This is a genomic window from Piscinibacter sp. XHJ-5, assembly GCF_029855045.1.
In the GTDB taxonomy this organism is placed as follows: domain Bacteria; phylum Pseudomonadota; class Gammaproteobacteria; order Burkholderiales; family Burkholderiaceae_C; genus Albitalea.
Genome location: NZ_CP123228.1, coordinates 5,963,344 through 5,989,414 on the forward strand (window position 1 = coordinate 5,963,344; position 26,071 = coordinate 5,989,414).

A 26,071-nucleotide genomic window follows, 5' to 3' on the forward strand; every position below is an offset into this window, starting at 1 on the left:
GCGAATGGTCGAGCTGATGCTGCTGGCGCCCGAGGACCGTGTGGAGACGGTGTCGGACGCGCTCGGGTTCGAGCTGGGCGCGCTGTCCGTGTCGGTCGAGGACGCCGACGCCGGCAGCGGCGTGGAGCACCCGCTGTTCGGCGAGCCGGGCATGCCGGCGCCGCGCGGCGGCTGGCAGCGCTCGGTGTTGCGCGCCCTGTTCGCCAGCGAGCAGGAAGCAACCGAGGCGGCGACGCTCCTGCTGGCCCAGGACTGGGCGCAGGGCATCCACGTGCAGTCGCTGTCACAGGTGGCCGACGAGGACTGGGTGCGCCTGACGCAGTCGCAGTTCGCGCCGGTCGAGATCACGCCGACGTTCTGGATCGTGCCGAGCTGGCACGAGGCGCCGGCTGCCGCGCAAAAGGTGATCGGCCTCGATCCCGGCCTCGCATTCGGCACCGGCACGCATCCGACGACGCGCATGTGCCTGCGCTGGATCGCCCGGCGCGCCCCGGCGGCGGCACCCGGATGGACGCGCGTGCTCGACTACGGCTGCGGCTCCGGCATCCTCGCCATCGGAGCCGCGTTGCACGGCGCTCGCGACATCGACGCCGTCGACATCGATCCCGCCGCGGTCGAATCGACCCGGCTCAACGCCGCGGCCAACGGCGTCGTGCTGAACGCCGGCCTGCCGGAAGCGGCGAACGGCCGCTATCCGCTGGTGCTGGCCAACATCCTTGCCACGCCGCTGAAGCTGCTCGCGCCGCTGCTCTGCGGCCACGTCGCGCCGGGCGGCGACCTGGTGCTGGCCGGGATCCTCGAGCGCCAGGCCGACGAGCTGAAGGACGCCTACGCACCCTGGTGCGCTTTGACGGTGGCCGACAACGAAGACGGCTGGATCTTGATGACGGGCAGGATGGCGCAGCCATGAGCATGGCGACCCGCTGCGTCGCCTGCGGCACGATATTCCGTGTCGTGCAGGACCAGCTCAAGGTTTCCGAGGGCTGGGTGCGCTGCGGCCGCTGCGACGAAGTCTTCAACGCCCTCGAAGGGCTGTTCGATCTGGAGCGGGAATCGCCGCCCCCCTGGCAGCCGGGACAGGCCAAGGCGGCGCGGCCGGACGACGGCTTCGAGAAGACGGCCGCCGATCTCGACGAGGAAGACCGGATCGCGTCGCGCTTCTTTCGGCCGGAGCAGGACGACGTGGACCGCACGCCGGCCGAGGCCGTCGACGAGCGCGACCGCACCGACTTCGCCGACGCCCGCTTCGAGGACGACGAGGACCCCGCCGAGACGCGCCGCCGCAAGCCGGCCATCGATCCGGATGCGCCCACGTTCGTGCGCGAGGCGCAGCAGCAGGAGGCGCGTCGCCGCTCGCCGCGCGCGCGCCTGGGTCTGCTGCTCGCATGCCTGCTGCTCGGCTCGGTGCTCGCCGTGCAGGGCGTGCATCACTTCCACGACCACATCGCGGCGCAGTTCCCCGCCATGCAGCCGCTGCTGGCGCGCTGGTGCGCGCATGCGGGCTGCGCCGTCGAAGCACCGCGCCGCATCGAGGACGTCAGCGTGGAAAGCACCGCGCTGACCCACGCGGCGACGGGCACCGACAGCTATCGGCTTTCCGTGACCCTGCGCAACCGCGGCGCGCTGCCGGTGAGCATGCCGTCAGTCGACCTGACCCTCACCGACTCGGCCGGTCAGCTCGTCGCGCGGCGTGCGCTGAATCCGGCCGATTTCCGCGTCGCGAGCCCCGTGCTCCCGCCGGGTGCCGAAGCGGCGTTGCAGGTGCTGCTGGCGGCCGGCAATCCTCGCGTGTCGGGCTACACCGTCGAAGTGTTCTATCCCTGACGTCCGTGACTGTTCTCATTCTTCTTCATCTGGAGCGCCCATGTCGGCACTGATCTGCGGGTCCCTCGCGTTCGACACCATCACCACCTTCCCCGGCCGCTTCGCACAGCAGATCCTTCCGGAGCAGGTGCACATCCTGAATGTGTCCTTTCTCGTGCCGACACTGCGGCGCGAGTTCGGCGGCTGCGCGGGCAACATCGCCTACACCTTGGCTCAGCTGGGGGGCCAGCCGGTGGTCCTGGCCGCCGTCGGGTCGGACGGCCACGAGTACGTCGAGCGGCTGCGGTCGTGGCGTGCCAGCGTCGAGCACGTCCGCGTCGTCGACGACAGCTATACCGCGCAGGCCATCATCATCACCGACACCGACAACAACCAGATCACCGCCTTCCATCCGGGGGCGATGCAGTCGGCGCACCTGACGCCGGTGCCGGCGCGCAGCGACATAGCCGTCGCCATCATCGCCCCGGACGGCCGCGACGCAATGCTGCAGCACGCCGCGCAGCTCGCCGCTGCGGGCATCCCGTTCGTGTTCGATCCGGGCCAGGGACTGCCGATGTTCGACGGCGCGGAGCTGAGGCAATTCGTCGCCCAGGCCACCTGGGTGGCGCTCAACGACTACGAAGCGAAGATGCTGTGCGACCGAACCGGGCAGACGCTCGAGTCGCTGTCGCGGTCGCATCTGAAGGGCGTCGTCGTCACGCTGGGGGCCGAGGGCTGCGACCTGTGGGAGCAAGGCGTGCGCACCCACGTGCCGGGCGTTGCGGCCACCGAGGTGGTCGACCCCACCGGCTGCGGCGACGCCTTCCGTGGGGCGCTGCTGTACGGACTGGAGCGCGGATGGCCGCTGGCGCGCTGCGTGGCGCTGGGCAATCGCGTCGGCGCACTGAAGATCGCCTGCCGCGGTGGGCAAAATCACCGCATCGATCCGGCCCTGGTGACGGGCTGACGCCGGCACGGCTTCAGTTCGTCGGCGGCCGGCCGAAATGCCGGTCATCATGGAGTTTTTCTGGGCCGTTCCTGTCGCTGCGATCGCCGCCGGCCTGCTGGTGGGGGCGGTCATGCGCACCCGCTGTCGGCGACGGGTGGAACGCTGGGCGCACCGGCTCGTGAAGTCGGACGCCAAGCTCGACGCCAGCACGAAGCAGCTCGCGCAGGCACGCAAGCAGATCGAAAAGCTTCAGCGCGAGCTGTCCGAGGCAAGGCGAGCCGCAGCGGTGGCGTCTTCACAACTCGGCAGCCAACGATCGCCACCTGCCTCGCAGGCGCCGAAGTCCGCATCGAGCAACGGCTTCGCCGACACGATGCCGATGTGAGCCGGCGCTTCAGCCGGCGCTCGTCGTCCCCTGCAGCCACCGTGTCACCGACTCCAGCGGAACGCTGATCGCGAGCTGCTTGCGCCGTGACGCCGCGCCGCGCAACAGGCACACGCCGCGACGGGCGCACCTCAGTTCGGTGGCAAGCCAGGCCACCAGCGCTTCGTTGGCCTTGCCGTCGACAGGCGGTGCGGCCAATCGAAGGCGCAACGCCCCGTCATGCAGGCCGACCACTTCCGTTCGCTTGGAGCCCGGCACCACGCTGACGTCGAGCACGACGCCCTCGGCGGTGCGGCGCACGCAAGGCCAGCGAGATGACAAGTCATCGCTCGGCTGGTGAGACATCACGCGATACTGAACGAACGGGGGAAGAGCGCAGCGGTGACTTCACTAGAAAAAAAACCCGGCCGAAGCCGGGTTTCCAGTGTTGCCAATGCTTCCGATCAGGGCTTGTTGCCTGTCGGGAAGGGCCACGCAGCCTGAGGGCTGAGCGCGGTCTTCGCGGCGGGTGGTGGTGCTGCTGCCGGTTTCGCAGGGGCAGGGGCCGCGGGAGCGGCCGGGGCCTTCTTCGCAGCAGCCTTTTTCTTCGCAGCGGGCTTCTTGGCGGCGGTCTTCTTGCCAGCGGCCTTTTTCGCAGGCGACTTCTTCGCTGCGGCCTTCTTGGCAGGAGCCTTCTTCGCCGCGGCCTTCTTCGCAGGCGACTTCTTCGCTGCGGCCTTCTTCGCCGGAGCCTTCTTGGCCGCGGCCTTCTTCGCCGGGGCCTTCTTCGCTGCGGCCTTCTTGGCCGGGGCCTTCTTCGCTGCGGCCTTCTTGGCCGGAGCCTTCTTCGCAGCGGACTTCTTCGCGGCGGGTTTCTTCGCCGCAGACTTCTTCGCAGTTGCCATTACATTCTCCTTGATCAAGTTGCAAAAGCACCGATTGGCACCGGCAGATCCGCTGCCAATCGGCTATTCACCGTCCGATGGTCTGGCCGCTGCCGAAATGACAGCGGTCGCCCCGATACGATGAATCAGGTTGCGTTTCGCGCATGCCGCTTCTGGCGTCGGCACGTCACGATCCGCGAATCTTGATCTCTCACTGTCGGCCCACTGCGTTTCCGCGTCGGGCCGTCAATCCCAAGACAGCGCGCCACCGGACTGGTACTCGATGACGCGGGTCTCGAAGAAATTGCGCTCCTTTTTCAGGTCGATCATCTCGCTCATCCACGGGAACGGGTTTTCCTCGTTCGGGAAGAGCTCTTCCAAACCGATCTGCGTGGCACGCCGATTGGCGATGTAGCGCAGATAGCCCTTGAACATCGATGCGTTCAGGCCGAGCACGCCGCGAGGCATGGTGTCCTCGGCATAGCGGTACTCGAGCTCGACGGCTTTCATGAACAGCGCGCGGATCTCGGCCTTGAAGTCGGCCGTCCACAGGTGCGGGTTCTCGAGCTTGATCTGGTTGATGAGGTCGATGCCGAAATTGCAGTGCATCGACTCGTCGCGAAGAATGTATTGGTACTGCTCGGCCGCGCCGGTCATCTTGTTCTGGCGTCCCAGCGCGAGGATCTGCGTGAAGCCGACGTAGAAGAACAGGCCTTCCATGAGGCAGGCGAAGACGATCAGGCTCTTCAGCAGCGTGCGATCGTTCTCCGGCGTGCCGGTGCGGAAGTTGGGATCCATGATCGCGTCGATGAACGGGACCAGGAACTCGTCCTTGTCGCGGATCGAGGCGACCTCGTGATAGGCGTTGAAGATCTCGCTCTCGTCGAGGCCCAGCGACTCCACGATGTACTGGTACGCGTGGGTGTGGATCGCCTCTTCGAAGGCCTGACGCAGCAGGAACTGGCGGCACTCGGGCGCCGTGATGTGGCGATACGTGCCCAGCACGATGTTGTTGGCGGCCAGCGAATCGGCAGTGACGAAGAAGCCGAGATTGCGCTTGATGATGCGGCGCTCGTCCTCCGACAGGCCATTGGAATCCTTCCACGTCGCGATGTCGCGCGACATGTTGATCTCCTGAGGCATCCAGTGGTTGGAGCAGGTGGCGAGGTACTTCTCCCACGCCCACTTGTACTTGAACGGGACCAGCTGATTGACGTCGGTCTGGCCGTTGATGATGCGCTTGTCGGCGGCATTGACGCGCCGTGTGCTGCTGGACGCGACGTGCACCGCCTGCGTGGGCGGCAGCTGGGTGGACAGTGGAAACTCGATCTCGACCAGCGAGACCGGCACAGCGGCAGTCAGCGTCGCGGAGGACGGATAGGCCGCACGCGCGGAAGACAGCGGACTCTGCGCGGGGCTGGATGCGTTCGATGTCGAGGGACTGACTTCTTCTTCCCAAACCAACATGGTGGATGTTTCCTGTGCGAGCGAATTATCGGAGTGTTGCGTCGAAACACCAAGCACTTCTTGACATTGGACGCGCTTCGCTGTTGTTCGTTGTTGCTCTATTGCATCGATGCATCGCGCGAGCGGAAGCGCGACTGCGCGAGAACAAACTCGTGCGACGCATCGAATTCGTGATCACTGGCACGCTTCGCAAGTGGGATCGTCGATGAGGCACTGCTTCATGCCGCTCGAGGGTGCCTCGCTTGCTGCCTCGATCTGCGCACGCGCCGCGGCGGCCGCCGCATCGAGCGCGCTCATGGCGCCGCCGCTGCTGCTGGACACCGAGTTGAGATGGCCGGTTTTCACCGTCGACTTCTCGGCGTGCGTGGCGCCGATGGTGCGCAAGTAGTAGGTGGTCTTCAGGCCGCGAGTCCACGCCAGCTTGTAGGTTTCGTCGAGCTTCTTGCCCGACGCGCCGGCCATGTAGATGTTGAGCGACTGCGCCTGGTCGATCCACTTCTGGCGCCGTGCCGCGGCCTCGACCAGCCACTCGGTCTCGACTTCGAACGCGGTGGCATAGAGCTGCTTCAGCTCCTCGGGAACGCGGTCGATGCGGCGCAGCGAGCCGTCGAAGTGCTTGAGGTCCATCACCATCACGTCGTCCCAGAGCCCGAGCTTCTTCAGGTCGCGCACCAGGTACTCGTTGATGACGGTGAACTCGCCCGACAGGTTGGACTTGACCGACAGGTTGCCGAACGACGGCTCGATTGACGCGCTGACGCCGATGATGTTGGAGATCGTCGCGGTGGGCGCGATCGCCACGCAGTTGGAGTTGCGCATGCCGTGCTGCTGGATGCGCTGGCGCAGCGAGTCCCAGTCCATCGTCGCGCTGCGGTCGACGTCGACGTAGCCGCCGCGCGCCTGGGCCAGCAGGTCGAGCGTGTCCATCGGGAGGATGCCGCGGTCCCACAGCGAGCCGCGGTAGCTGGAGTAGCGGCCGCGCTCGGCAGCCAGCTCGGTGGACGCCCAGTAGGCGTGGTAGCACACCGCCTCCATCGAGCGGTCGGCGAACTCCACCGCCTCTGCGGACGCATAGGGAATGCGCAGCTCGTGCAACGCATCCTGGAAGCCCATGATGCCCAGGCCGACCGGCCGATGCCGCAGGTTGGAGTCGCGTGCCTTCTTGACCGCGTAGTAATTGATGTCGATGACGTTGTCGAGCATGCGCATCGCCGTGGCCACCGTCTTCTTCAGCTTGGCGTGGTCGATCTGGCCGTCCTTGACGTGATGGACCAGGTTGACCGAACCCAGGTTGCAGACCGCGATCTCGGTATCGCTCGTGTTCAGCGTGATCTCGGTGCACAGGTTGCTGGAGTGCACGACGCCGACGTGCTGCTGCGGCGAGCGCACGTTGCAGGCATCCTTGAACGTGATCCACGGATGGCCGGTCTCGAACAGCATCGACAGCATCTTGCGCCACAGGTCGCGCGCGGCCATCTTCTTGTAGAGCTTGATCTCGCCGCGCGCCACCTTGTCCTCGTAGGCCAGGTAGGCTTCCTCGAAGGCCTTGCCGAACTTGTCGTGCAGGTCGGGGCAGGTGGAAGGCGAGAACAGCGTCCACTCGCCGCCCTCCATCACGCGCTTCATGAACAGGTCGGGAATCCAGTTCGCCGTGTTCATGTCGTGGGTGCGGCGGCGGTCGTCACCGGTGTTCTTGCGCAGCTCCAGGAACTCCTCGATGTCGAGGTGCCAGGTTTCCAGATAGGCACAGACGGCGCCCTTGCGCTTGCCGCCCTGGTTGACCGCGACCGCCGTGTCGTTGACGACCTTGAGGAACGGCACCACACCCTGGCTCTTGCCGTTGGTGCCCTTGATGTGCGAGCCGAGGGCGCGCACATTGGTCCAGTCGTTGCCCAGGCCGCCGGCGAACTTGGACAGCAGCGCGTTTTCCTTCAGCGCCTCGTAGATGCCGTCGAGGTCGTCGGCCACGGTTGTCAGGTAGCAGCTCGACAGCTGCGAGCGGTGCGTGCCGGAATTGAACAGCGTCGGCGTGCTCGACATGAAATCGAAGGTCGACAGCACCTCGTAGAACTCGATCGCGCGCGCCTCGCGGTCGATCTCGTTCAGCGCGAGGCCCATGGCCACGCGCATGTAGAACGCCTGCGGCATCTCGATGCGCGCGTCGTTCACGTGCAGGAAGTAGCGGTCGTACAGGGTCTGCAGGCCGAGGTAGTCGAACTGCAGGTCACGGTCGGCCTTCAGCGCGGCGCCCAGCTTGGCCATGTCGTACTGCAGCAGCTTTTCGTCGAGCAGCTCGGCCTGCACGCCCTTCTTGATGAACAACGGGAAGTACTCCGCGTAGCGCGCATGCATTTCGCCTTGCAGGACTTCCTCGCCCAGGATCTCCTTGCGGATGGTGTGCAGCAGCAAGCGAGCGGTGGCGCGCGTGTAGCCGGGATCCTTCTCGATCAGCGTGCGCGCCGCCAGGATGGCCGCCTTGTGCACTTCGTCGATCGGCACGCCGTCGTACAGGTTGCGCTTGGTCTCGGCCAGGATGGGGTCGGGCCGCACGTCGGCGCCCAGGCCTTCGCAGGCGGATTCGACCAGGACATGCAGGCGCTTCAGGTCGAGCGGGACGCGCTGCCCGCGATCGACGACGTGCAGCACCGGCTCCGCCGCCACCGGCGTCGCGCCCTGCTTGGCCCGTTCCTGCGAACGCCGCTCACGGTACAGCACGTAGGCGCGCGCCACTTCGTGATGGCCGCCGCGCATCAGGCCGAGCTCGACCTGGTCCTGCACGTCCTCGATATGGAAGGTGCCGCCCCCGGGACGTGAGCGCAGCAGCCCGCGGACGACGGTTTCCGTGAGCCCGTCGACCGTCTCGCGCACGCTGGCCGACGCCGCGCCCTGCGTGCCGTGCACCGCGAGGAACGCTTTCATGAGCGCCACCGCGATCTTGTTCGGCTCGAACGCGACGACCGCGCCGTTGCGACGAATGATCTGGTAGCCCTGGTAGGCCGACACGGGGGAAGGAACGGGCGTGTCGGCGGCGGCGATCGATGCGGCGGGCAAGGGACGGTTGACGGCTGTTTGCATGGAGGTCCTTCTTGAAATGCGTTCAGGCGTTCGGGCGCCTGGCGAGGCACGCGAATGCAGCAAAGGGTCGGTACTCGTTCTGACGATGGTCGACGCGGCGTTGCGTTTGCCGCGGCCGGCCCGGCGCGGCCTTCGCGACCGGCCGATGTGGACAAAGCTGTGGAAATTCGGTGGAGTGCACGTGGATGGCTCGATGAACTCAAGACACTACATCTGGGGCACCGGGCGAGACTCTAACACTACCTATAGCGTGCCTGCTACGGAGAAGCACTCATGGCGATGATGGCGTCGCTTGACGCCAAAGTCTCGCGCGGGTGCGTGCTAGGTAGGAAACACCGCGTCGGGCCACTGCAGCTCGCGCTGCAGCGCGGCCCAGTCGAACCCGGGACCGGGGTCGATCTTGCGACCCGGCGCGACGTGCTCGTGGCCCGCGATCGCGGTCAGCGGATAGCGCGAAGCGATGGCTCGCAGCAGCGTGACCAGGCCCGCGTATTGCACCGCCTCGAACGTGTCGCCTTCGAGGCCTTCGAGCTCGATGCCGATGGAGAAGTCGTTGCAATTCTCGCGGCCGCGCCACGACGACGGTCCCGCATGCCAGGCACGCTCGTCGCACGACACGAACTGCACCGTCCGGCCGTCGCGACGGATGAAGAAGTGCGACGAGACCTGCAGCCCGCGGATGCGCTGGTAGTAGGGATGCTCATCCCAGTCGAGGCGGTTGGTGAACAGCCGCTCGACACCGTCGCCGCCGTACTGTCCGGGCGGCAGGCTGATGGAGTGGATGAGGGCAAGCGACACCCCCGCTTCTTCGGGCCGCGGCCCGTGGTTCGGCGATTCGCAGCGGCGCGCGCCGCGCCACCACCCGCCGTCCCAGTCCGGCGCGACGCGATCAGGAGCCGCCGCGTTCGCCATCGAAGCCGTCGCCGCCGACGCTGACACCCAGGCGTGCCATGCGGTAGCGCATCTGGCGCAGCGACAGCCCGAGGCTCGCACCGGCAGCCGTGCGATTGAAGCGATGCCGCTCGAGCGCACGCAGCAGGATGTCGCGTTCGACCTCGTCGAGGTAGGCCGCCAGATCGTCGGGCAATGGCGCCGCGGCGGGGGGCGGAGGCGGAGGCGGAGGCGCGAACAACGACGGATCGACGTGGGTGTTCTCGGTGATGAGATCGAGCTCCTGAGCGGCGCTGTCGGTGAACACCGTCTCGGGCAGGCCCAGATCGAAGACGTCGATCGCCTCGCCGCCCGACAGCGCGACGGCGCGATGCAGCAGGTTCTCCAGCTCGCGCACGTTGCCCGGGAAGGGGTACCGCATCAGGTGCACCAGCGCGTCGCGCGTCAGCCGGGGCGGCGGCGAGACGTTTGCGTCGCGCGCAATGCGCTCGAGCACGCGTTCGCTGATGACGGCGAGGTCCTCGAGTCGCTCGCGCAGCGGCGGCACGCGGATCTGGATGACGTTGAGCCGGTAGTAGAGGTCCTGCCGGAAGCGTCCCGCCAGCACCTCGGCACCCAGGTCCTTGTGGGTGGCCGACAGCAGGCGCACGTTGACCGACTGCTCGCTGACCGCGCCCACCGGTCGCACCGAGCGCTCCTGGATGGCGCGCAGCAGCTTGGACTGCATGGACAGCGGCAGGTCCCCGATCTCGTCGAGGAACAACGTGCCGCCGTTGGCGGCCTGGAAAAAGCCTTCGCGGTCTTCGGCGGCCCCGGTGAAGGCGCCCTTGCGGTAGCCGAAGAACTCGGCTTCCAGCAGCTGTTCGGGAATGGCGCTGCAGTTCACCGCGATGAACGGCATCTGGCTGCGCGCGCTCACCTCATGGATGGCGCGCGCGACCAGCTCCTTGCCGGTGCCCGATTCGCCGTTCACCAGCACAGGCGCCATGCTCCGTGCCACTTTCTCGACCAGCGTGCGCACTTCGTGCATCGCCGCGGACGTGCCGGCCATCCGTGCGAGCGCGGGGCTCACCGGCGCGGCGGGCGGCGGAGGCGGCACCACCGGCCGTGGCGGCCTGGGCGGCGCGCTGGCTGCCGCGCCGATGTCGTTCTCCGAGGGCAGGCTCGAAGGCACCATCGTCGGCACCGTCGAGGGGGCACGGCCGAGCGCCGAGGCGACGACGGCGCGGAATTGCTTGAGGTCGACCGGCTTCGTCAGGTAGTCGTAGGCGCCCGCCTTCAGCGCCTCGACCGCGTTCTCGGCCGAGCCGTAGGCGGTGATCACGATGGCCTTCTCGCGGCGACCGCTCTCCTCCAGCCGTCGCAGGAGATCGAGGCCGGTGCCGTCGGGCAGGCGCATGTCGGTGATGACCGCGCTGTAGGTGCGGTCCTTCAGGTGCAGCAGCGCCTCTTCCACGGAGCCCGCCGTCTCGATGTCGTAGCCCTCGCGCAGCAGCGTCAGCTCGTAGAGCGTACGCAGGTCGGGCTCGTCGTCGACGACGAGCAGGCTGAAGTGGGACGGTGAGGCCATCGTGTCGTGTGAGCTCAGGTGAGGAGTGGCGCGTCGGCGTCGACCAGGGCCTGCCGACGCATCACGACATTGAACTCGTTGCGCGTCGGGTCGCCGGGGGTTCGCAGCCGGTAGTCGATGCTGGCGCCGTAGCGCTCGCACAGCTCACGGCAAATATACAGGCCCAGCCCCGTGCCCCGACTGCGCGTGGAGAAGAACGGCTCGAACAGATAGCGCTCGACGTCCGGCGGGATGGGCGCGCCGTCGCTCGCCACCGACAAGCGCACGCTGTCGCCGTCGGGCGCCGACAGTCGCACCTGCACCGAGCCGGGCTGCTTGCTCGAATGCCGGTAGCCGTTGTCGAGCAGGTTGATCATCACGCGGCGCAGATGATCCGGATCGAAGACGGCGCCCAGCCGCTCCGTGGGCAGCTCCACCCGCACCGCGCTGCGATCGTCGAGCGTGACGCCGGCCCCCTGCGCCCAGCCGCCGCAAGCCGCGGCAACCTGCTCCCCGGCATCGATGACGCCGGCATCGACGCCCCTCCCCGGCGCGACCTCCATCACGTCGTCGACGATGCGCTTGAGCCGCTCGACGTTGTCGGTGACCATCTGCGTGAGCTGACGCTGCGCCGGCGTGGTCGCGTCCTCGGACAGGAGCGCGTTGGCCTGGGCGATGGCCGCGAGCGGATTGCGGATCTCGTGCGCAATGCCGGCCGACACGCGCCCCATCGCGGCCAGCTTTTCCTGCCGCGTGCGTGCCTGCATGTTGCGCACATCCTCCAGCAGCAGCACGCAGAACTCCTCGCTCACCTGCGACTCGTGCCGCCGCGTGAAGCGGATGCGCACGCGCAGCGTGCGCGTCTCCCCGGAATCGAACTGGAGCACCACGTCGCGGCCGGACTCGGGCCACACCGCATCGACGAAGGCGCGCTCGACCGTCTTCACCAGCTCGTTCCACGCCTCCACCCCGCGCAGCTGGAACGGCGCCGGGCGGCACATGCCACTGGGTGCGAGCAGGCGGCGCGCCGCCGGATTCGCGGCACGCACGCGGCCACGCCGATCGACGACCAGCACGCCGTCCTGCATTTCCTCGATGACCAGGCGATTGAGCTGCGCCTGCTGGCGCGCCAGCTCGAGGCTGCCCTTGGCGGTGAGCTCCTCGCGGGCCAGCCGGCCGGCGAGCTCGCCCGCCAGCACCGTGATGACGAACAAGCCGCTGCCGGCGAGGCCGGCCTGCGTCATGAGGGTGCTCGCCTCGCCGCCTCGCAGCACGGCCAGCCAGGCGACGCCGAGCAGCGCCAGGGCAACACCCGCCGACGTGGCCAGCGCCTGGATGCGCGGCGTCAGCACCCCGGCCATGAGCACGGGCAGCACCAGCAGCGCGACGTAGTTGAAGCTCGAGGCCGGCGACAACAGGTGCAGCGCGGTGAAGCACACGATGTCGGCGCCTATCGTCAGCAGCCACTGCCTGCCGCCGAGACGGGCCAGCTCCTGCGGCTGCACCGGCTGCCTGAACTGAGGCAGCAGCCACATGCTGAGCGCCAAGGCCGCATAGGCCACGCTCACGATGGCCACCGCATAGCTTGCCCGCGCGCCGAACATGCCGGCCACGACGACGGTCACGATCAGCGCGACGCCGAGCGCCGCGCGCGCGCCCAGGAAGACGCGGTGAATGCGGTCAAAGGCGGTCTGGCCGGTGCTGACGATGCGCCGCGCCTGGCGCGAGAGGAACTTCGAATCGGGCGCGGTGCGGCCGGCACCGGCGAGGCCACCGTCGTAGCGCGACTCGACGTCATCGAAACCATCGGCCGCCTGCGTGTCCTCGACGCCCAGCGCGCCGAACCAGGATTCCGCAGGCGGCTCCGGACGGCGCTTGGCACGCCTCTCGCCGCGCCGCCTTTCACCGGTCCCGCCGGGGTACGCGCTCATGGTGCGGGATGCGCCTTCTCGTACTCTGCGCGATGCGCTTCGCCGCAGAACACGCCGCCCCTTCCGGGCAAGGCTTCATCGCGCGGCAGATGCAGGCCGCAGTGCGCGCACGCGAGCATCGGCTGCTGCTGCCGGGCCGACGACGGCGGCTGCGAAGCTTCACGCCGCACGGTGCGGCGGCTGCTGCGCGCAAGCCACAACACCAGCAGCACGACCAGGATGACGATCAGGTATTTCATCGGATCAGAGGGTCGGCGAGCGGTGCAGCACGACCTCGAAGACGAAGCGCGATCCGACGTAGGCGAGCAGCAGCAGGCCGGCGCCCGCGTAGAGCCACCGGGTCGCCAGCGGGCCACGCCAGCCGAAGATGCGCCTGCCCGCAAGCAGCGCCGCGAACACACCCCAGCCGAGCATCGACAGCACGGTCTTGTGGTCCCAGTGCCACGGGCGGGCGAACCACCATCCAAGCACCAGCGCGGCGGTCAGCACCGCGAATCCCGCGGCGACGAAGCGGAACGTGAGCCGCTCGAGCCGCAGCAGCGGCAAGCCCGTCGCGCCGCCTGCCGCGGACCGCTGAGGCAGCTGGCGCATCTGCCGATCCGCGCGGCTGAGCATGGCGGCGTGCAGCACTGCCGCGCCGAACAGGCCATACGACGCGATGCCCATCACCCAATGCAGCGGCGCCCATCTCGACAGCGCCTGCGGCCGCAATTCGCCGGGAAACAGCAGCGCGAGAACGACCGCGACGGCGCCCAGCACGGCGAGGCTGCGGCGCACGCCGAGCAGCGGCAGGGAACGGCTCTCGATCAGATAGACCGCGATCACCAGCCACAGCGTCACCGAGAGTGCCGGTGCGAAGCCGAAGCGCGCACCACTTTCGGCCGACCCGGCGCCCGACGTGTCGATGGCGATGGCGGCGGCATGCGCGAGCCAGGCGACGATGAGCGAGGCGCGAGCCGGTGTCGCGGCGCTTGGCGGCAGCAGCGCCGCGACGGCGTAGGCCATGAGGGCCAACGCGCCGGGCAGCAGCCAGAACGATAAAATCATTCGCAAAGTGTACTTTCGCGTTCCGCCCGCAGCGCCCGCTGCCACAAGTCCTCGCGGAGCTCACAAGCAAATGGCATCCACCCTCACCGACCGGCTGAGCCGCCTCGTCAAGACGATGCGCGGCCAGGCGCGCATCACCGAAAGCAACGTGCAGGACATGCTGCGCGAGGTGCGCATGGCGCTGCTCGAAGCCGACGTCGCGCTGCCGGTGGTGCGCGACTTCATCGCTCGCGTCAAGGACAAGGCGCTGGGCGCCGAGGTCGTCGGCTCGCTGTCGCCGGGGCAGGCGCTGGTGGGCATCGTCAACCGCGAGCTGGCGGCGACGATGGGCGAAGGCGTGTCCGACATCAACCTGGTGGCGCAGCCGCCGGCGGTCATCCTGATGGCCGGGCTGCAAGGCGCCGGCAAGACGACCACCACGGCCAAGCTCGCCAAGCACCTGGTCGACAAGCGCAAGAAGAAGGTGCTCACGGTGTCGGCCGACGTGTATCGCCCGGCGGCGATCGAGCAGCTCAAGACCGTGACCAAACAGGCTGGTGCCGAATGGTTTCCGTCGCATGCCGACGACAAGCCGGTCGCCATCGCGGCCGCCGCGCTCGACCATGCGAAGCGGCACTACTTCGACGTGCTGCTCGTCGACACCGCCGGCCGGCTGGCGATCGACGAAGCGCTGATGAAGGAGATCGCCGACCTGCATGCCGCGCTCAAGCCGGTCGAGACGTTGTTCGTCGTCGACGCCATGCAGGGGCAGGACGCGATCAACACCGCCAAGGCCTTCAACGAAGCGCTGCCGCTCACCGGCATCGTTCTCACCAAGACGGACGGCGACTCGCGCGGCGGCGCTGCGCTGTCGGTGCGGCAGATCACCGGCGCGCCGATCAAGTTCGCGGGCATCAGCGAGAAGATCGACGGGCTCGAGGTGTTCGACGCCGAACGCCATGCCGGACGAATCCTCGGCATGGGCGACATCGTCGCGTTGGTCGAGGAGGTGACCAAGGGCGTCGACATGGCAGCGGCGCAAAAGCTGGCCGAGAAGGTCAAGTCCGGCAACGCCTTCGACCTCAACGACTTTCTGTCACAGATCTCACAAATGAAGAAGATGGGCGGTCTCTCGGGATTGATGGACAAGCTGCCCGCCCAGATGACCGCGAAGGCCGGCGCCGTCGATGTCGACAAGGCCGAGCGGGATGTGCGCCGCATGGAGGGCATCATCTGCTCCATGACGCCGCTGGAGCGCCGCAAGCCCGAACTCATCAAGGCGACGCGCAAGCGTCGCATCGCTGCCGGCGCTGGCGTGCAGGTCCAGGAGGTGAACCGGCTGCTCAATCAGTTCGAGCAGATGCGCGACATGATGAAGAAGATGAAGGGCGGCGGGATGATGAAGATGATGAAGCGCATGGGCGCAATGAAGGGCTTTCCCGGACCCCGTTGAGTGCGTAGCGCGCGCCAGCGCGAACTTCGCACATTGACCGCACTCGACAGCGCGGATATGTTTGTGCGTTGTCCACTTGCTGTCTGCCCCCTTGAGCACATTCCTCATCGCCCTTGCCGTTCTGCTTGCCGTGGTGGTCGTCTGGTGGGGCATACGCTCCCGCGGCAAGCCGGCGGCACCCAGCCACTCGGGGGACAACGTCGACACGCTGGCCGGCTGGCCGCCGCAGGCCACACGCGTTCTCACCACCGCTGAACGCCAGGCCTACGACGTGCTGCGACATGCGCTTCCGGCGCACATGATCCTTGCGCAGGTCCCCCTGCAGCGTTTCATCAAGGTGCCGACCCGCAATTCGTACACCGAGTGGCTGCGTCGCGTCGGCCAGATCAACGCCGACCTCGTGGTGTGCGACCGGCACTCGCAGGTCATTGCCGTGGTCGAGATCCAGGCAGAGGAGGACGAGGCAGGCGGTCGCGCGCATCGTCGACGCGAGCGCATGATGCGCGTGCTCGGCGCAGCGCAGATTCCGGTGCATCTGTGGCGCGGGTCGGCACTGCCGACGGTCGAAGCCGCGCGCCGAGCCATCCTTCCGATGCAACCGGAGGAAGCTGCTCAGGACGAGGCGGCCGTCGCCGCTGCGCATTCACTGCCGGGTCGCATGGCCTCCACTGCCGCCAACCCGCCTCTCGAAGAGGTCATGCCGATGCGCGAGCCGCCGCCATCGACCTGGTTTGACGATCTCGACTCGGCGCCCGCACCGTTGGCGGGCGAGCCGCCCAAAGCGAGTACCGATCCCAAGCCGCGCCCGCCGGGCCGCTGAGCTTCATCAGGCCAGCAATGCGTTGGCAAACTCGCGGGCGTCGAAGGTCTCCAGGTCCTCGAGCTTTTCGCCAACGCCGATGAAGTAGACCGGCACGGGCCGCTCGCGGGCAATCGCGGCAAGCATGCCTCCTTTGGCCGTGCCGTCGAGCTTGGTCACGATGAGTCCGGTGAGCTGCAGCGCATCGTCGAAAGCCTTCACCTGTGTCAACGCGTTCTGGCCCGTGTTGCCATCGACGACGAGCAGGATTTCATGCGGCGCGCCCTCCTGCGCCTTGGCGATGGTGCGCTTGATCTTCCTCAGCTCTTCCATCAGGTGAAGCTGCGTCGGCAGGCGGCCGGCGGTGTCGGCGATGACGACATCGCAGCGGCGCGCCTTGCCGGCGAGCACGGCATCGAATGTGACGGCCGACGGATCGCCGCCTTCCTGGCTCACGATTTCGACGTTGGTGCGGCCGGCCCACACCGCCAGCTGTTCGCGCGCCGCGGCACGAAAGGTGTCGGCGGCGGCCAGCAGGACCTTCTCGCCGCCGTCGGCGAGATGGCGGGTGAGCTTGCCGATGCTCGTCGTCTTGCCCGCGCCGTTGACGCCGGCCACCATCATCACGGTCGGCAGGGCCTCCCCGATGGTGAGCTGCTTCTCGAGCGGGCGCAGCAGGTCGGTGACGGCGTCGGCCAGCAGGGACTTGACGGCGGACGGATCGATGGCGCGTGCGTCCTTCACGCGCTGCTTGAGATCGGCGAGCAGGAACTCGGTGGCCTTCACGCCCGTGTCGGCCATCAGCAGGGCGGCCTCGAGCTCCTCGTACAGCGCATCGTCGATCTGCGTGCCGGTGAACACCTGCGCGATGCTGGTGCCTGTCTTGCGCAAGCCGAGGCGCAGCTTGTCGAGCCAGGTCTTGCGCTCCTCGGGCGACGGGGGCTCGGGCTGCGGCGTCGGTGGCGGCGCCTCGATCGCCGGCTCGGTCGACGGGGCCGGCGGCGCACCGAAGCCGAGTCGCTCGCGCCAGGTGCGCTCGGCGGGCGCCGCGGACGGAACCGGCGGCGCGACCGGTGCGTCCGGGGGCGGAGCAACGGCGTCGGCCGGGGTCTTTTTCTTGAAGAAGCTGAACATGCGGGCGCGCTGTGTCGAGTGATGGGGCTGGTGAACGGGGCAGCCGACGTGCCACGCTATAATCACGGGCTCAGGCGCTTTAGCTCAGTCGGTTAGAGCGACGGAATCATAATCCGCAGGTCCGGGGTTCGAGTCCCTGAAGCGCCACCAAACAAGATCGACAGCTTAGTGGGCCTTCCCCACGTCATGGCGTTTCAAGCTGTCTGATCGCTCCCGCAAGCCTACCCCTGCCGCAAGCGATACAGCGTATCGAGCGTGATGTGCCTGACTTCGAGCTTGCTCTGCTCGATGTGCGCCCGCAGCAGCCGCTGCGCCTCGTCGCCGCGGCGGCGGGTGATGGCGCGCAGGATGCGGGCGTGCTCGTCATAGGTCGCCTCCACCCGCGCGCCCTTGGTGAAATCGAGTCGGCGAATGATCCGGATGCGCTCGGTGATCTCCCGGTGCACGCGCTCCATCTCGCGGTTGCCGCTGCCTTGCACCAGCAAGGCATGGAAGGCTTCGTCCAGCGCGCCCACCGCCGCGCCGTCGGCCAGCCGCTCCGCGGGGGGCACCAGCCACAGCTCGGCCAGCGCCTCGAGCTGCGGACGGTCCTCGATCGCGGCCAGGTGCTGCACGGCATGGCATTCGATCAGCACGCGCAAGTCGTACAGCGCGTCGAAGGTGTCGAAGTCGAGCGGCGCCACCTGCCAGCCGAGCTTCGGAAAGACGAGCAGAAAGCCTTCCCGCTCGAGCCGCTGCAGTGCCTGCCGCAGCGGGGTGCGGCTGACCTGCACGCGCTGCGCGAGCTCCGACTCGGAGAAGCGGTCGCCGGGCAGCAGCGCGAAGTCAAAGATCATCGCCTTGACCTGGGCATAAGCCTGGTCGGCCAGGCTGGCGGGTTCCGTCGCGGCGGGCAGCGGCACGATGGCAGGGCCGGCGGCGATCGCGATGCGGGGGCGAACGGGCTTCATCGGGTTTCGTCGAAAGCGATCATGCTGACATGGGCGGCGACGATCTTCCACCCTTCGGCGAACCGGACCCAGGTCTGCGTCTGGAAACCGCGCAGCGGTGTGTCGCTGCGAACGAACTCCACCTGCGCCACCGCGAACCCGTCGCCATAGGCCGTGATTCGCGGGTTCAGCAGCGTGCGGGTGAAGGTGGGCGCCGGCGTTGCGGCGCGAAACGCGGCGAGCTCGGCGATGCCCCACTGCCGGTCCGCGATGCCGTAGCGCGTCGTGCGCTCATCCGCCCAGAAGAAGGCGTTGAGTGCCTCCACGTCGTTGGCCATCAGCGCGCGCTCGTAGTCCGCGAACACGCGCCGCACCTCGGCCAGCACCTGCGGACGATCGACGTCGTGAAGCGTCATCGCGCCGTGCTCTCGACATAGGCACGCCATCCGCCGAACCGGCTGACGTCGGGCGCGCCGGCCAGCGCATGCGGCTCGCAGATGAAGCCCTTGACCCAGCGGCCCCACGGCCCGCAATCCTCGGCGAGCTCCACCGAGCCGAGGCCGAGCGGCGGCGGGATGAGCGTCAGGAAGGAGCCGACCTGCTCCAGCGGCATCTCATACACCTCGACCGCAATGGCACTGCCGCCCTCCGGCACCCGCGCGAGACCCGGCTTGGGCGGCGACGTGCCGGCCAGCGCATGCAGACGGTAGTGGGGCGCGGTGCGCGTGGCCGCGAGCAGCCGGCAGCCGCGCTCGACGATCTGCCCGTGCAAGGGCATCCCCGACAGATGCGCTCCCACGACGGCGATGGGCACGGTGGCCCCCGCCGCGGGGCCTGCCCGCAGGGCGCGGTCCTCGGCCGCGGCGTCGCGCAGCCGCGCGCCGAGCGGCAATGCGCTGGCCGCTTCCCACCGCAGCGCGAGCTGCACCAGCGCCGCATCGCAGCCGCCCGGCGCGATGAAGGTGATGCCGAACGGCAACCCGCGCGCCGTGATGCCGGCCGGCAGGGCCAGCGCCGACAGGTCCAGCAGGTTGACGAAGTTCGTGTAGCGTCCCAGCTCGCTGTTGCGCGCCACCGGCGATTCGGCGACAGCTGCGCGCGTGGGGCAGGTGGTGGCCGTCGGCACCATCAGCACATCGAAGTCCTGCCATGCAGGCGCGATGCGCGCGCGGGCCTCTTCGAGCCGGTATCGCGCGCGGAAGGCAGCGGTGGCGTCGTGGCCTTGCGCACGGGCGATCACCTCGCGCACGGTCGGATCGAGCGCTTCGGGTCTCGATTCGATGAGCGCCTGCACGACGGCGTGGCGTTCGGCCACCCAAGGACCGTCGTAGAGCAGCTCGGCGACGTCGAACCATGCATTCATGTCGACTGCGACGACTTCGGCTCCCAGCGTGGCCAGCCGCTCCACCGCGTCTTGCCATGCGCGTTCGTACCCCAGGGCGGCATCGCATTCGCTGCGAAGGGGCACGCCCACCCGCAAGGCGGCGCCGGTGCGACCGAACCACGGGCGCTGCAGGCGCACCGGATGGAAGCACGCCTCGTCGGGCAACGGACCGCCCATCAGGGCGGTCACCCGCGCCGCATCGGCGACGGTGAGCGCGAAGACCGACACGACGTCGAGCGTGCGGCACGCCGGCAGAACACCGCCCATCGGAACCAGACCCGGCGTCGGCTTGAGTCCGACCAGGTTGTTGAAGCCCGCGGGCACGCGCCCCGAGCCGGCGGTGTCGGTGCCCAGCGCGAAGGGCACCAGCCCGCGCGCCACCACCGATGCCGAGCCGGAGCTCGATCCGCCGCTCACGTAGGCCGGATCGAAGCTGTTCGGCACCTCGCCGTAAGGCGAGCGCGTGCCGACCAGGCCGGTGGCGAACTGATCGAGATTGGTCTTGCCGACCATCACCGCGCCGGCGTCGAGCAGCCGCTGCACGACCGTCGCATGCCGCTCGGGCACATACGCGAAGGCAGGGCAAGCCGCGGTCGTCGGCACACCGGCGACATCGATGTTGTCCTTCACCGCAAAGGGCACGCCCCACAGCGGCAGCGTGCGTGGCAGCACCTGCAGGCGTGCGAGCTGGTCCTCGACGACTCGCCGGTCGCAACGGTGGATCCACGCGGGATCGTCGGACGAGAGTCGCGCCAGCGCCGCGCCGACCAGCACCGAGGGATCGGCCCCATGGCGATACTCGCGCTGCCAGTCGGCGAGGGTGATGGGCATGGCTGTCATCGCGAAAGGCTTTCGATGAGGGCGGCAGCCGGCGCGGTCCAGCCGACGATCGCGCCCTGCGCCGTCACCATCGCCAGCGTCGCCGCCTTGAACTCGGGGAAGTAGCTCTCGGTGGCGTCCTCCACCAGCAGGCACTCGTAGCCCCGGTCGTTGGCCTCGCGCATCGAGGTCTGCACGCACACCTCGGTCGTCACGCCCATGAACACCAGGTGGGTGATGCCCCGCTGCTGGAGCTGCGCGTGGAGGTCGGTCGCGTGGAAGGCGCCCTTGCCCGGCTTGTCGATCAGCAGCTCGTCGCCGCGCGGCTCGAGGCCCGGCACGATGTCGTTGCCGGGCTCGCCGGCGACGAGGATGCGGCCCATCGGGCCCGCATCTCCGATGCGCAGGCGGGGGTTGCCGCGGGTGCGCTTGGCGGGCGGGCAGTCGGAAAGGTCCGGGGCATGCGCTTCGCGCGTGTGCACCACCAGGCCGCCGGCCGCCCGCCACACCTCGAGGACGCGGCGCACCGTGGGCACGATGCGTTGCAGCCGCGTCACGTCGTTGCCGAGCGACTCGCCGAAGCCGCCCGGCTCGATGAAGTCGCGCTGCATGTCGATGATGACCAGCGCGGTGCGCGGCGGGTCGAAGCGGTAGTCGAAAGGCGTGGCCGCCAGGGAGATGGTCATGCCGCCCTCCGTTCGATGAAGGCATGCGCACGCCCCGCCATGCAGGCGCCCAGCGCATGGCGGTCGGCCTCCGCGGCGGCGACCTCGTGCACGATGCGGCCGTCGCTCATCACGACGATGCGATCGGCCAGCAGCAGCAGCTCGTCGAGGTCTTCGCTGACCAGCAGCACGGCCGCGCCCCGGTTGCGGGCAGCCATCAGTCGCGCATGGATCTCGGCCACCGCGGCGAAGTCGAGCCCGAACACGGGGTTGGACACGAGCAGCAGCTCGGCCTCATCGGACAGCTCGCGCGCCAGCACCGCGCGCTGCACGTTGCCGCCCGACAGCGAACGCATCGGCGCGCGCTCGCTCTGCGCCTTGATGCCGTACTCCGCGATCCACGACCGCGCACGCCGGCGCAGCGAGCCCCAGAGGATCCAGCCCGCGCGCGCATGCGGCGGCTCGTCGAAGCAGCGCAGCGCCATGTTGTGCGCCACGCCGAGGTCGCCGACGCAGGCGTTGGCCAGCGGCTCTTCGGGCAGGCTGCGCACCTTCAGCGCGCGGTTCTGGCGGCGGGTGGCGCCGAACGCCTGGCCGGCCACGCTCACTCGGCCGGCTTCGCGCGCACGCTGGCCGGTCAGCGCCTGCATCAGCTCGCGCTGGCCGTTGCCCGAGACGCCGGCGATGCCGACGATCTCACCGACGCGCACGGACAGCGTCAAGTCGCGCACCGCCGGCTGGCCGCGATCGCCCATCACCTGCAGGTCCTCGATGGCGAGCCTCACCGCCCCGGGCGGCCGCTGTGTGCGCTGCAAGGGCGCGGCCATGGCGGCACGCGATTCGCCCATCATTGCCGCGGCCAGTTGTTGAGGCGTCGTCTCGGCCACCGGCAGGCTCTCGACGAGCCGGCCCCGACGCAGCACGCTGACATCGTCGGCATGCGCCGTCACTTCGCGGAACTTGTGGGTGATCAGGATCACCGAGCAGTCGCCCGCGTGCGCGCGCTCGCGCAAGGCGCTCAGCACCTCGTCGGCCTCCTGCGGCGTCAGCACCGAGGTCGGCTCGTCGAGGATCAGCAGGCGCGGCCGCAGAAAGAGCTGCTTGAGGATCTCCAGCTTCTGCCTTTCGCCGGCCGACAGGTCGCGCGGCATCGCGTCGAGGTCGAGGCTGAACGGCGCGCTGCGCATGAAGGCAGCCAGCTCGGCACGCGCCGCGCGCCAGTCGACGACCAGCGGCACCCGCCCGCGCGCGAGCAGCAGGTTCTCGGCCACGCTCATGCCCGGCACCACGGTGAAGTGCTGGTAGACCATGCCGATGCCCAAGGCGCGCGCCGCGGCGGGCGCATGGATGTCCTGCTCGCGCCCGTCGACGAGGACGGCGCCGTCGTCCGCCCGGTGGTAGCCGACGATGCACTTCACCAGCGTGCTCTTGCCCGCGCCGTTCTCGCCGAGCAGCGCATGCACGGTGCCCGGGCGAACGGCAAGCGACACGCTGTCGAGCGCCGTGAACGCACCGAAGCGCTTGGTCAGCTTGAATGTCTCGAGCGCGACGGCATGCATATCACGCGGCCATTTCCCGCCGGAACACGTCGAGCGTGTGCGACTTCACGCGCACGAACTCCATGTCGGACACCGCTTCCGGCATGCGCGGCCGCGGCATCTCGAAGGGCACGATTTCGGCGATGCGGGTCGGCCGGCGCGTGAGCAGGAGGATGCGATCGGCAAGGAACACCGCATCCTCGAGGTCGTGCGAGACGATCACCATCGTCGTGCCGGTGGCGATCTGCGCCTCCTGCAGCTTGGCGCGGATGAACAGCGTCATCTCGAAATCCAGTGCGGAGAATGGCTCGTCGAGAAACAGCACCTCGGGCCGCGTGGCGAGCGAGCGCATGATGCAGACGGTCTGCATCTGCCCGCCCGACAGCTCGTACGGATAGCGCTTGAGGTCGAAGCGGATCTCGAACAGCGCCGCCAGCTCGTCCACCCGAGCGCGCACGTCGGCTGGCTTCATGCCGCGCCGCTTCAGCGGGTAGGCGATGTTGTGCCAGGCGCTGAGCCAGGGGAACAGCGCGTCACGGTAGTTCTGGAACACGTAGCCGATCTGTGTGTCCTTCAGTGACTTGCCGTCGAACAGGATCTCGCCGGCGTCGGGCTTCACCAACCCGGCGATCATGTTCATCAGCGTCGACTTGCCGCAGCCGTTGGGACCGAAGATCGACACGATGCGCCCGCGCGGGAGGTCGAGGTTGAAGTTGCTGTACAGCGGCACGCCCGCGAAGGACTTGCTCAGGCCGCGCACCGTCACGTGCGTGGACGGTGCGGGGCGCAGCGTGAGCACGGTGTCCGTCTCAAGGAGCGACCCCTCGAGCGGCTGCCGCGGATCCGGCTTCGCCGGGCCGCCCGACACACCTTCTCGAGGGAGGACATCGAACGCGCTCCGCGGGTGGTTCATTTCGCGCTCCAGTGAATGAGCCTCTTCTCGATCAACAGGAAACCCAGGTTCAGCAGGTACCCCAGCGCGCCGGTGACGAGGATGGAGGTGTACATGTCCTTCACGTTGAACACCTGCTGCGCATCGATGATGCGGTGGCCCAGCCCGGTCTCCGAGCCGATGAACATCTCGGCGACGATGACGATGACCAGCGCCATCGACACCGCACTGCGCAACCCGACGAACGTCTGCGCCAGGCTTTCCATCAGCATCACGTCGGCGAACACGTGCAGCCGCGACACGCCCATGATCTGCGCGGCCATCACACGCGTCTTCTTGGCATGCATGACGCCGTAGGCGCTGTTGAACAGCACGATGAGCATCGCGCCGAAGCTGGCAATCGCGATCTTGTTGATGTCGGTGATGCCGAAGATCAGCAGGAACAGCGGGATCAGCGCAGAGCTGGGCGTGGAGCGGAAGAAGTCGATGACGAACTCGACGCTGCGGTACGCGCTCTCGGAGGCGCCGAGGATCACGCCGAGCGGCACGCCGATCAGCACCGCGATGCCGAACGACGCGAGCGTGCGGTACACCGTGGCCCACAGGTCGGGAAGAATGGCACCGCTTGCGAACACCTCGGCGAGATGCGCGAGCGTCTGGCCCGGCGGCGGCAGCAGCACGGGCTTGATCCACTGCGCCGAGATCATGAGCTGCCACAGCGCGAGCATGAGCAGCGGGCCCAGCAGCGGCAGCCAGCGGCGGTGGAGGAGGCGCTGCATGGCGTCAGCCCGTGTAGAGCAGCGACTTGACGTCCAGCTTGCGGCTGAAGATCTTGCGCTCGGTGAAGACGTCGAAGAACTTCTGGAAGTACTCGATATCGCTCGGCTTGAACTCGTTGTACAGCGTGAAGCCGGACAGCGGCACCTCCTTCACCAGCGAAGCGTCGATCGACGTGAAGCCGTCCAGGTGGGTGCGCGACTCCTCCGGATTCCTGCGCACCCACTCCACCGCCTTCGAATAGGCAGCGACGTAGCGCCGTGCGAGCTCCGGCTTCTCGCGCATGAACGCGCTCGTCACGCTCGCCGAGCCGCCGAACCACGGTGCATCGGGGTTGCCCAGCACGTACGTCGAGATCACGCCGGGCTCGAGCACCCGCGTGAGTCCCTTGAGCCGGCCTGCCGTGCCGGTGGGCTCCAGCGTGTACACCGCATCGAGCTGGCCGGCTGCGAGCGCCGGCACGTGCTGTCCGATCGGGAGCTCGGTGACCTGCGGATTGGGGATGCCGTTCTTCTCGAGGATCACCTTGGCCAGCGTGACATTCTGGATGCCGGGCCCCGATGCAATCCTCTTGCCCGCCAGCTCGGCAATGCTCTTGACCGGCGAGTCCTTCGGCACGACGAACTGGTCGAGCACCAGGTGGCGGTTGCTCGGGTTGCTGCAGATGATCTTGAAGAGCCCCGGGCTGGTGATCTCGGCCAGGCCCAGCGCGGCCGACGCGGTGCCGTTGGCCGATCCGTGCACCCGCCCCGCGATCATCGCCTCGGCCACCTGCTGCGCGCTCGCGAACTTGGCCCCCTCCACCTGCAGGCCGGCTTCCTTGAAGATGCCGCGCTCCAGGCCGACATACAGGGGCAGGCCCGACGCGATCGGCCAGAAGCCGATCACGATCCGGTCGTCGGCCGCAACCGACTTGCGTGACAAGCCGACCAGTGCGGCGCAGGCCGCACCGGCCTGGAGCAGGCGGCGTCGCGACAAGGTGCGGATCAGAGCGCTCATGGGGTTCCCCTTCCTTGGATGTTCGTGGTGTCAGAGCGCGCGCAGCGCCTCGATGACGGCCGTCGATTGCGCGACGGCGCCGAAAACACCGCCTTGCATCTGGATCATCTTCAGCGCGGCCTCATGGTTGCCGCGGTCCGTCGCGCCCGTGCAGTCGGCCAGCATCACGCACTCGAACCCGCGGTCGTTGGCTTCGCGCATCGTGGTGTGCACGCAGACGTCGGTCGTGATGCCGGTCAGGATCAGGTTGCGGATGCCCCGCGTGTGCAGGATCAGCTCGAGATCGGTGGCGCAGAACGAACCCTTGCCCGGCTTGTCGATGACGGGCTCGCCGTCCACCGGTGCGAGCTCCGGGATGATCTCCCAGCCGGGCTCGCCGCGCACCAGGATGCGCCCACACGGACCTGCGTCGCCGATGCCGGCGCCGATGCGCTGCGAGCGCCACCGCTTGTTGTCGGGCAGGTCGGCCAGGTCGGGGCGATGCCCTTCGCGGGTGTGGATCACGTGCAGTCCCACCTCGCGGGCCACCGTGAGCAAGGCCTTGATCGGCTCGATCGGCGCGCGCGTCAGCGACAGGTCGTAGCCCATCTTGTCGACGTAGCCGCCGATACCGCAGAAATCGGTCTGCATGTCGATGATCACCAGCGCGGTGTTGCGCGGCGTGAGCTGACCGTCGTAGGGCCAGGCGTAGGGTTCGGCGCGGAGCGTGGGCATCGAAAGCCTCCTTCAATGGTCCAGACCGT

At 68.3% G+C, this 26,071-nt stretch carries 25 protein-coding genes and 1 tRNA gene; 7 read left to right on the forward strand and 19 right to left on the reverse strand.

What is annotated here, in order from left to right; genetic code table 11:
* Nucleotides 1-4: 4 nt before the first annotated feature.
* Genes prmA through P7V53_RS28245 form a run of 4 tightly spaced genes read left to right on the forward strand, consistent with a single transcriptional unit; the run spans nt 5 to nt 3,137 of the window.
* Complete coding sequence (prmA, locus tag P7V53_RS28230) at nt 5-910, forward strand: 50S ribosomal protein L11 methyltransferase (protein ID WP_280152811.1); 906 nt, start codon at nt 5-7, stop codon at nt 908-910.
* Complete coding sequence (locus P7V53_RS28235) at nt 907-1,824, forward strand: zinc-ribbon and DUF3426 domain-containing protein (protein ID WP_280152812.1); 918 nt, start codon at nt 907-909, stop codon at nt 1,822-1,824. The genes prmA and P7V53_RS28235 overlap by 4 nt, the downstream gene beginning before the upstream one ends.
* 40 nt (nt 1,825-1,864) lie before the next feature.
* Nucleotides 1,865-2,770 carry a carbohydrate kinase family protein gene (locus P7V53_RS28240; RefSeq protein WP_280152813.1) on the forward strand — a complete coding sequence of 302 codons (906 nt, stop codon included), beginning with the start codon at nt 1,865-1,867 and terminating at the stop codon, nt 2,768-2,770.
* Nucleotides 2,771-2,819: 49 nt separating this feature from the next.
* A complete protein-coding gene (locus P7V53_RS28245; RefSeq protein ID WP_280152814.1) occupies nt 2,820-3,137 on the forward strand; it encodes a hypothetical protein in 318 nt (105 codons plus the stop codon).
* A gap of 9 nt (nt 3,138-3,146) precedes the next feature.
* On the opposite strand, the gene P7V53_RS28250 is transcribed toward P7V53_RS28245, so the two are convergent.
* The 9 genes from P7V53_RS28250 to ccsA all read right to left on the reverse strand — a co-directional run bounded on the left by P7V53_RS28250 (nt 3,147) and on the right by ccsA (nt 13,960).
* Nucleotides 3,147-3,437, reverse strand: a complete 291-nt coding sequence (locus P7V53_RS28250) for a DUF167 domain-containing protein (protein ID WP_280152815.1) — start codon at nt 3,435-3,437, stop codon at nt 3,147-3,149.
* A 143-nt stretch (nt 3,438-3,580) separates the two neighbouring features.
* A complete protein-coding gene (locus P7V53_RS28255) occupies nt 3,581-4,021 on the reverse strand; it encodes a histone H1-like DNA-binding protein (RefSeq protein ID WP_280152816.1) in 441 nt (146 codons plus the stop codon).
* Between the two features lie 225 nt (nt 4,022-4,246).
* A complete protein-coding gene (locus P7V53_RS28260; protein WP_280152817.1) occupies nt 4,247-5,467 on the reverse strand; it encodes a ribonucleotide-diphosphate reductase subunit beta in 1,221 nt (406 codons plus the stop codon).
* 174 nt (nt 5,468-5,641) lie between these two features.
* On the reverse strand, nt 5,642-8,542 hold the full coding sequence (locus tag P7V53_RS28265; RefSeq protein ID WP_280152818.1) for a ribonucleoside-diphosphate reductase subunit alpha: 2,901 nt from the start codon (nt 8,540-8,542) through the stop codon (nt 5,642-5,644).
* 321 nt (nt 8,543-8,863) lie between these two features.
* Nucleotides 8,864-9,454 carry a 1,6-anhydro-N-acetylmuramyl-L-alanine amidase AmpD gene (gene ampD, locus P7V53_RS28270; protein ID WP_280152819.1) on the reverse strand — a complete coding sequence of 197 codons (591 nt, stop codon included), beginning with the start codon at nt 9,452-9,454 and terminating at the stop codon, nt 8,864-8,866.
* Nucleotides 9,432-11,003 (reverse strand): sigma-54 dependent transcriptional regulator, encoded by a 1,572-nt coding sequence (locus P7V53_RS28275; protein WP_280152820.1) that lies wholly within the window; start codon nt 11,001-11,003, stop codon nt 9,432-9,434. Before P7V53_RS28275 ends, ampD begins: the two co-directional genes overlap by 23 nt.
* Nucleotides 11,004-11,017: 14 nt before the next feature.
* Nucleotides 11,018-12,913, reverse strand: a complete 1,896-nt coding sequence (locus P7V53_RS28280; protein WP_280152821.1) for an ATP-binding protein — start codon at nt 12,911-12,913, stop codon at nt 11,018-11,020.
* Nucleotides 12,910-13,152 carry a PP0621 family protein gene (locus P7V53_RS28285; RefSeq protein ID WP_280152822.1) on the reverse strand — a complete coding sequence of 81 codons (243 nt, stop codon included), beginning with the start codon at nt 13,150-13,152 and terminating at the stop codon, nt 12,910-12,912. Before P7V53_RS28285 ends, P7V53_RS28280 begins: the two co-directional genes overlap by 4 nt.
* Before the next feature lie 4 nt (nt 13,153-13,156).
* The gene (gene ccsA, locus P7V53_RS28290) at nt 13,157-13,960 is read right to left on the reverse strand and encodes a cytochrome c biogenesis protein CcsA (protein WP_280152823.1); all 804 of its coding nucleotides are present in this window, start codon (nt 13,958-13,960) and stop codon (nt 13,157-13,159) included.
* Between the two features lie 70 nt (nt 13,961-14,030).
* Here ccsA and ffh point away from each other — a divergent pair, with 70 nt between their 5' ends.
* Nucleotides 14,031-15,392, forward strand: a complete 1,362-nt coding sequence (ffh, locus tag P7V53_RS28295) for a signal recognition particle protein (RefSeq protein WP_280156635.1) — start codon at nt 14,031-14,033, stop codon at nt 15,390-15,392.
* A gap of 91 nt (nt 15,393-15,483) precedes the next feature.
* Nucleotides 15,484-16,212: a DUF2726 domain-containing protein gene (locus P7V53_RS28300; protein ID WP_280152824.1), complete on the forward strand. Its 729-nt coding sequence runs from the start codon at nt 15,484-15,486 to the stop codon at nt 16,210-16,212.
* Between the two features lie 6 nt (nt 16,213-16,218).
* Here the strand turns inward: P7V53_RS28300 and ftsY are convergent, their stop codons facing one another.
* A complete protein-coding gene (ftsY, locus tag P7V53_RS28305; protein WP_280152825.1) occupies nt 16,219-17,325 on the reverse strand; it encodes a signal recognition particle-docking protein FtsY in 1,107 nt (368 codons plus the stop codon).
* 73 nt (nt 17,326-17,398) lie between these two features.
* Here ftsY and P7V53_RS28310 point away from each other — a divergent pair.
* Nucleotides 17,399-17,475 (forward strand) — tRNA-Met (locus P7V53_RS28310).
* Between the two features lie 71 nt (nt 17,476-17,546).
* Here the strand turns inward: P7V53_RS28310 and P7V53_RS28315 are convergent.
* The 9 genes from P7V53_RS28315 to P7V53_RS28355 are packed head-to-tail and all read right to left on the reverse strand — an operon-like array spanning nt 17,547 to nt 26,042.
* Nucleotides 17,547-18,275 (reverse strand): GntR family transcriptional regulator, encoded by a 729-nt coding sequence (locus P7V53_RS28315; RefSeq protein WP_280152826.1) that lies wholly within the window; start codon nt 18,273-18,275, stop codon nt 17,547-17,549.
* Entirely contained in the window at nt 18,272-18,670 is a 399-nt protein-coding gene (gene hpxZ / locus P7V53_RS28320) for an oxalurate catabolism protein HpxZ (RefSeq protein WP_280152827.1), read from the reverse strand. Before hpxZ ends, P7V53_RS28315 begins: the two co-directional genes overlap by 4 nt.
* A complete protein-coding gene (atzF, locus tag P7V53_RS28325) occupies nt 18,667-20,469 on the reverse strand; it encodes an allophanate hydrolase (RefSeq protein WP_348273453.1) in 1,803 nt (600 codons plus the stop codon). Before atzF ends, hpxZ begins: the two co-directional genes overlap by 4 nt.
* Before the next feature lie 5 nt (nt 20,470-20,474).
* On the reverse strand, nt 20,475-21,143 hold the full coding sequence (locus tag P7V53_RS28330; protein WP_280152829.1) for an isochorismatase family cysteine hydrolase: 669 nt from the start codon (nt 21,141-21,143) through the stop codon (nt 20,475-20,477).
* Nucleotides 21,140-22,681, reverse strand: coding sequence for an ABC transporter ATP-binding protein (locus P7V53_RS28335; protein WP_280152830.1), 1,542 nt, complete (start codon nt 22,679-22,681; stop codon nt 21,140-21,142). The genes P7V53_RS28330 and P7V53_RS28335 overlap by 4 nt, the downstream gene beginning before the upstream one ends.
* Nucleotide 22,682: 1 nt before the next feature.
* Nucleotides 22,683-23,573, reverse strand: a complete 891-nt coding sequence (locus tag P7V53_RS28340; protein ID WP_280152831.1) for an ABC transporter ATP-binding protein — start codon at nt 23,571-23,573, stop codon at nt 22,683-22,685.
* The gene (locus P7V53_RS28345) at nt 23,570-24,331 is read right to left on the reverse strand and encodes an ABC transporter permease (RefSeq protein ID WP_280152832.1); all 762 of its coding nucleotides are present in this window, start codon (nt 24,329-24,331) and stop codon (nt 23,570-23,572) included. The genes P7V53_RS28340 and P7V53_RS28345 overlap by 4 nt, the downstream gene beginning before the upstream one ends.
* Before the next feature lie 4 nt (nt 24,332-24,335).
* Nucleotides 24,336-25,328 carry an ABC transporter substrate-binding protein gene (locus P7V53_RS28350; RefSeq protein ID WP_280152833.1) on the reverse strand — a complete coding sequence of 331 codons (993 nt, stop codon included), beginning with the start codon at nt 25,326-25,328 and terminating at the stop codon, nt 24,336-24,338.
* Between the two features lie 30 nt (nt 25,329-25,358).
* The gene (locus tag P7V53_RS28355) at nt 25,359-26,042 is read right to left on the reverse strand and encodes an isochorismatase family cysteine hydrolase (protein WP_280152834.1); all 684 of its coding nucleotides are present in this window, start codon (nt 26,040-26,042) and stop codon (nt 25,359-25,361) included.
* Nucleotides 26,043-26,071 lie beyond the last annotated feature (29 nt).

Excerpts from the sequence above, each read along its gene's own strand:
- prmA (WP_280152811.1), top strand. The coding sequence starts at position 5 with ATGGTCGAGCTGATGCTGCTGGCGCCCGAGGACCGTGTGGAGACGGTG.
- P7V53_RS28235 (WP_280152812.1), top strand. The coding sequence starts at position 907 with ATGAGCATGGCGACCCGCTGCGTCGCCTGCGGCACGATATTCCGTGTC.
- P7V53_RS28240 (WP_280152813.1), top strand. The coding sequence starts at position 1,865 with ATGTCGGCACTGATCTGCGGGTCCCTCGCGTTCGACACCATCACCACC.
- P7V53_RS28245 (WP_280152814.1), top strand. The coding sequence starts at position 2,820 with ATGGAGTTTTTCTGGGCCGTTCCTGTCGCTGCGATCGCCGCCGGCCTG.
- P7V53_RS28255 (WP_280152816.1), bottom strand. The coding sequence starts at position 4,021 with ATGGCAACTGCGAAGAAGTCTGCGGCGAAGAAACCCGCCGCGAAGAAG.
- P7V53_RS28260 (WP_280152817.1), bottom strand. The coding sequence starts at position 5,467 with ATGTTGGTTTGGGAAGAAGAAGTCAGTCCCTCGACATCGAACGCATCC.
- P7V53_RS28265 (WP_280152818.1), bottom strand. The coding sequence starts at position 8,542 with ATGCAAACAGCCGTCAACCGTCCCTTGCCCGCCGCATCGATCGCCGCC.
- ampD (WP_280152819.1), bottom strand. The coding sequence starts at position 9,454 with ATGGCGAACGCGGCGGCTCCTGATCGCGTCGCGCCGGACTGGGACGGC.
- P7V53_RS28275 (WP_280152820.1), bottom strand. The coding sequence starts at position 11,003 with ATGGCCTCACCGTCCCACTTCAGCCTGCTCGTCGTCGACGACGAGCCC.
- P7V53_RS28280 (WP_280152821.1), bottom strand. The coding sequence starts at position 12,913 with ATGAGCGCGTACCCCGGCGGGACCGGTGAAAGGCGGCGCGGCGAGAGG.
- P7V53_RS28285 (WP_280152822.1), bottom strand. The coding sequence starts at position 13,152 with ATGAAATACCTGATCGTCATCCTGGTCGTGCTGCTGGTGTTGTGGCTT.
- ccsA (WP_280152823.1), bottom strand. The coding sequence starts at position 13,960 with ATGATTTTATCGTTCTGGCTGCTGCCCGGCGCGTTGGCCCTCATGGCC.
- ffh (WP_280156635.1), top strand. The coding sequence starts at position 14,031 with ATGGCATCCACCCTCACCGACCGGCTGAGCCGCCTCGTCAAGACGATG.
- ftsY (WP_280152825.1), bottom strand. The coding sequence starts at position 17,325 with ATGTTCAGCTTCTTCAAGAAAAAGACCCCGGCCGACGCCGTTGCTCCG.
- P7V53_RS28315 (WP_280152826.1), bottom strand. The coding sequence starts at position 18,275 with ATGAAGCCCGTTCGCCCCCGCATCGCGATCGCCGCCGGCCCTGCCATC.
- hpxZ (WP_280152827.1), bottom strand. The coding sequence starts at position 18,670 with ATGACGCTTCACGACGTCGATCGTCCGCAGGTGCTGGCCGAGGTGCGG.
- atzF (WP_348273453.1), bottom strand. The coding sequence starts at position 20,469 with ATGCCCATCACCCTCGCCGACTGGCAGCGCGAGTATCGCCATGGGGCC.
- P7V53_RS28330 (WP_280152829.1), bottom strand. The coding sequence starts at position 21,143 with ATGACCATCTCCCTGGCGGCCACGCCTTTCGACTACCGCTTCGACCCG.
- P7V53_RS28335 (WP_280152830.1), bottom strand. The coding sequence starts at position 22,681 with ATGCATGCCGTCGCGCTCGAGACATTCAAGCTGACCAAGCGCTTCGGT.
- P7V53_RS28340 (WP_280152831.1), bottom strand. The coding sequence starts at position 23,573 with ATGAACCACCCGCGGAGCGCGTTCGATGTCCTCCCTCGAGAAGGTGTG.
- P7V53_RS28345 (WP_280152832.1), bottom strand. The coding sequence starts at position 24,331 with ATGCAGCGCCTCCTCCACCGCCGCTGGCTGCCGCTGCTGGGCCCGCTG.
- P7V53_RS28350 (WP_280152833.1), bottom strand. The coding sequence starts at position 25,328 with ATGAGCGCTCTGATCCGCACCTTGTCGCGACGCCGCCTGCTCCAGGCC.
- P7V53_RS28355 (WP_280152834.1), bottom strand. The coding sequence starts at position 26,042 with ATGCCCACGCTCCGCGCCGAACCCTACGCCTGGCCCTACGACGGTCAG.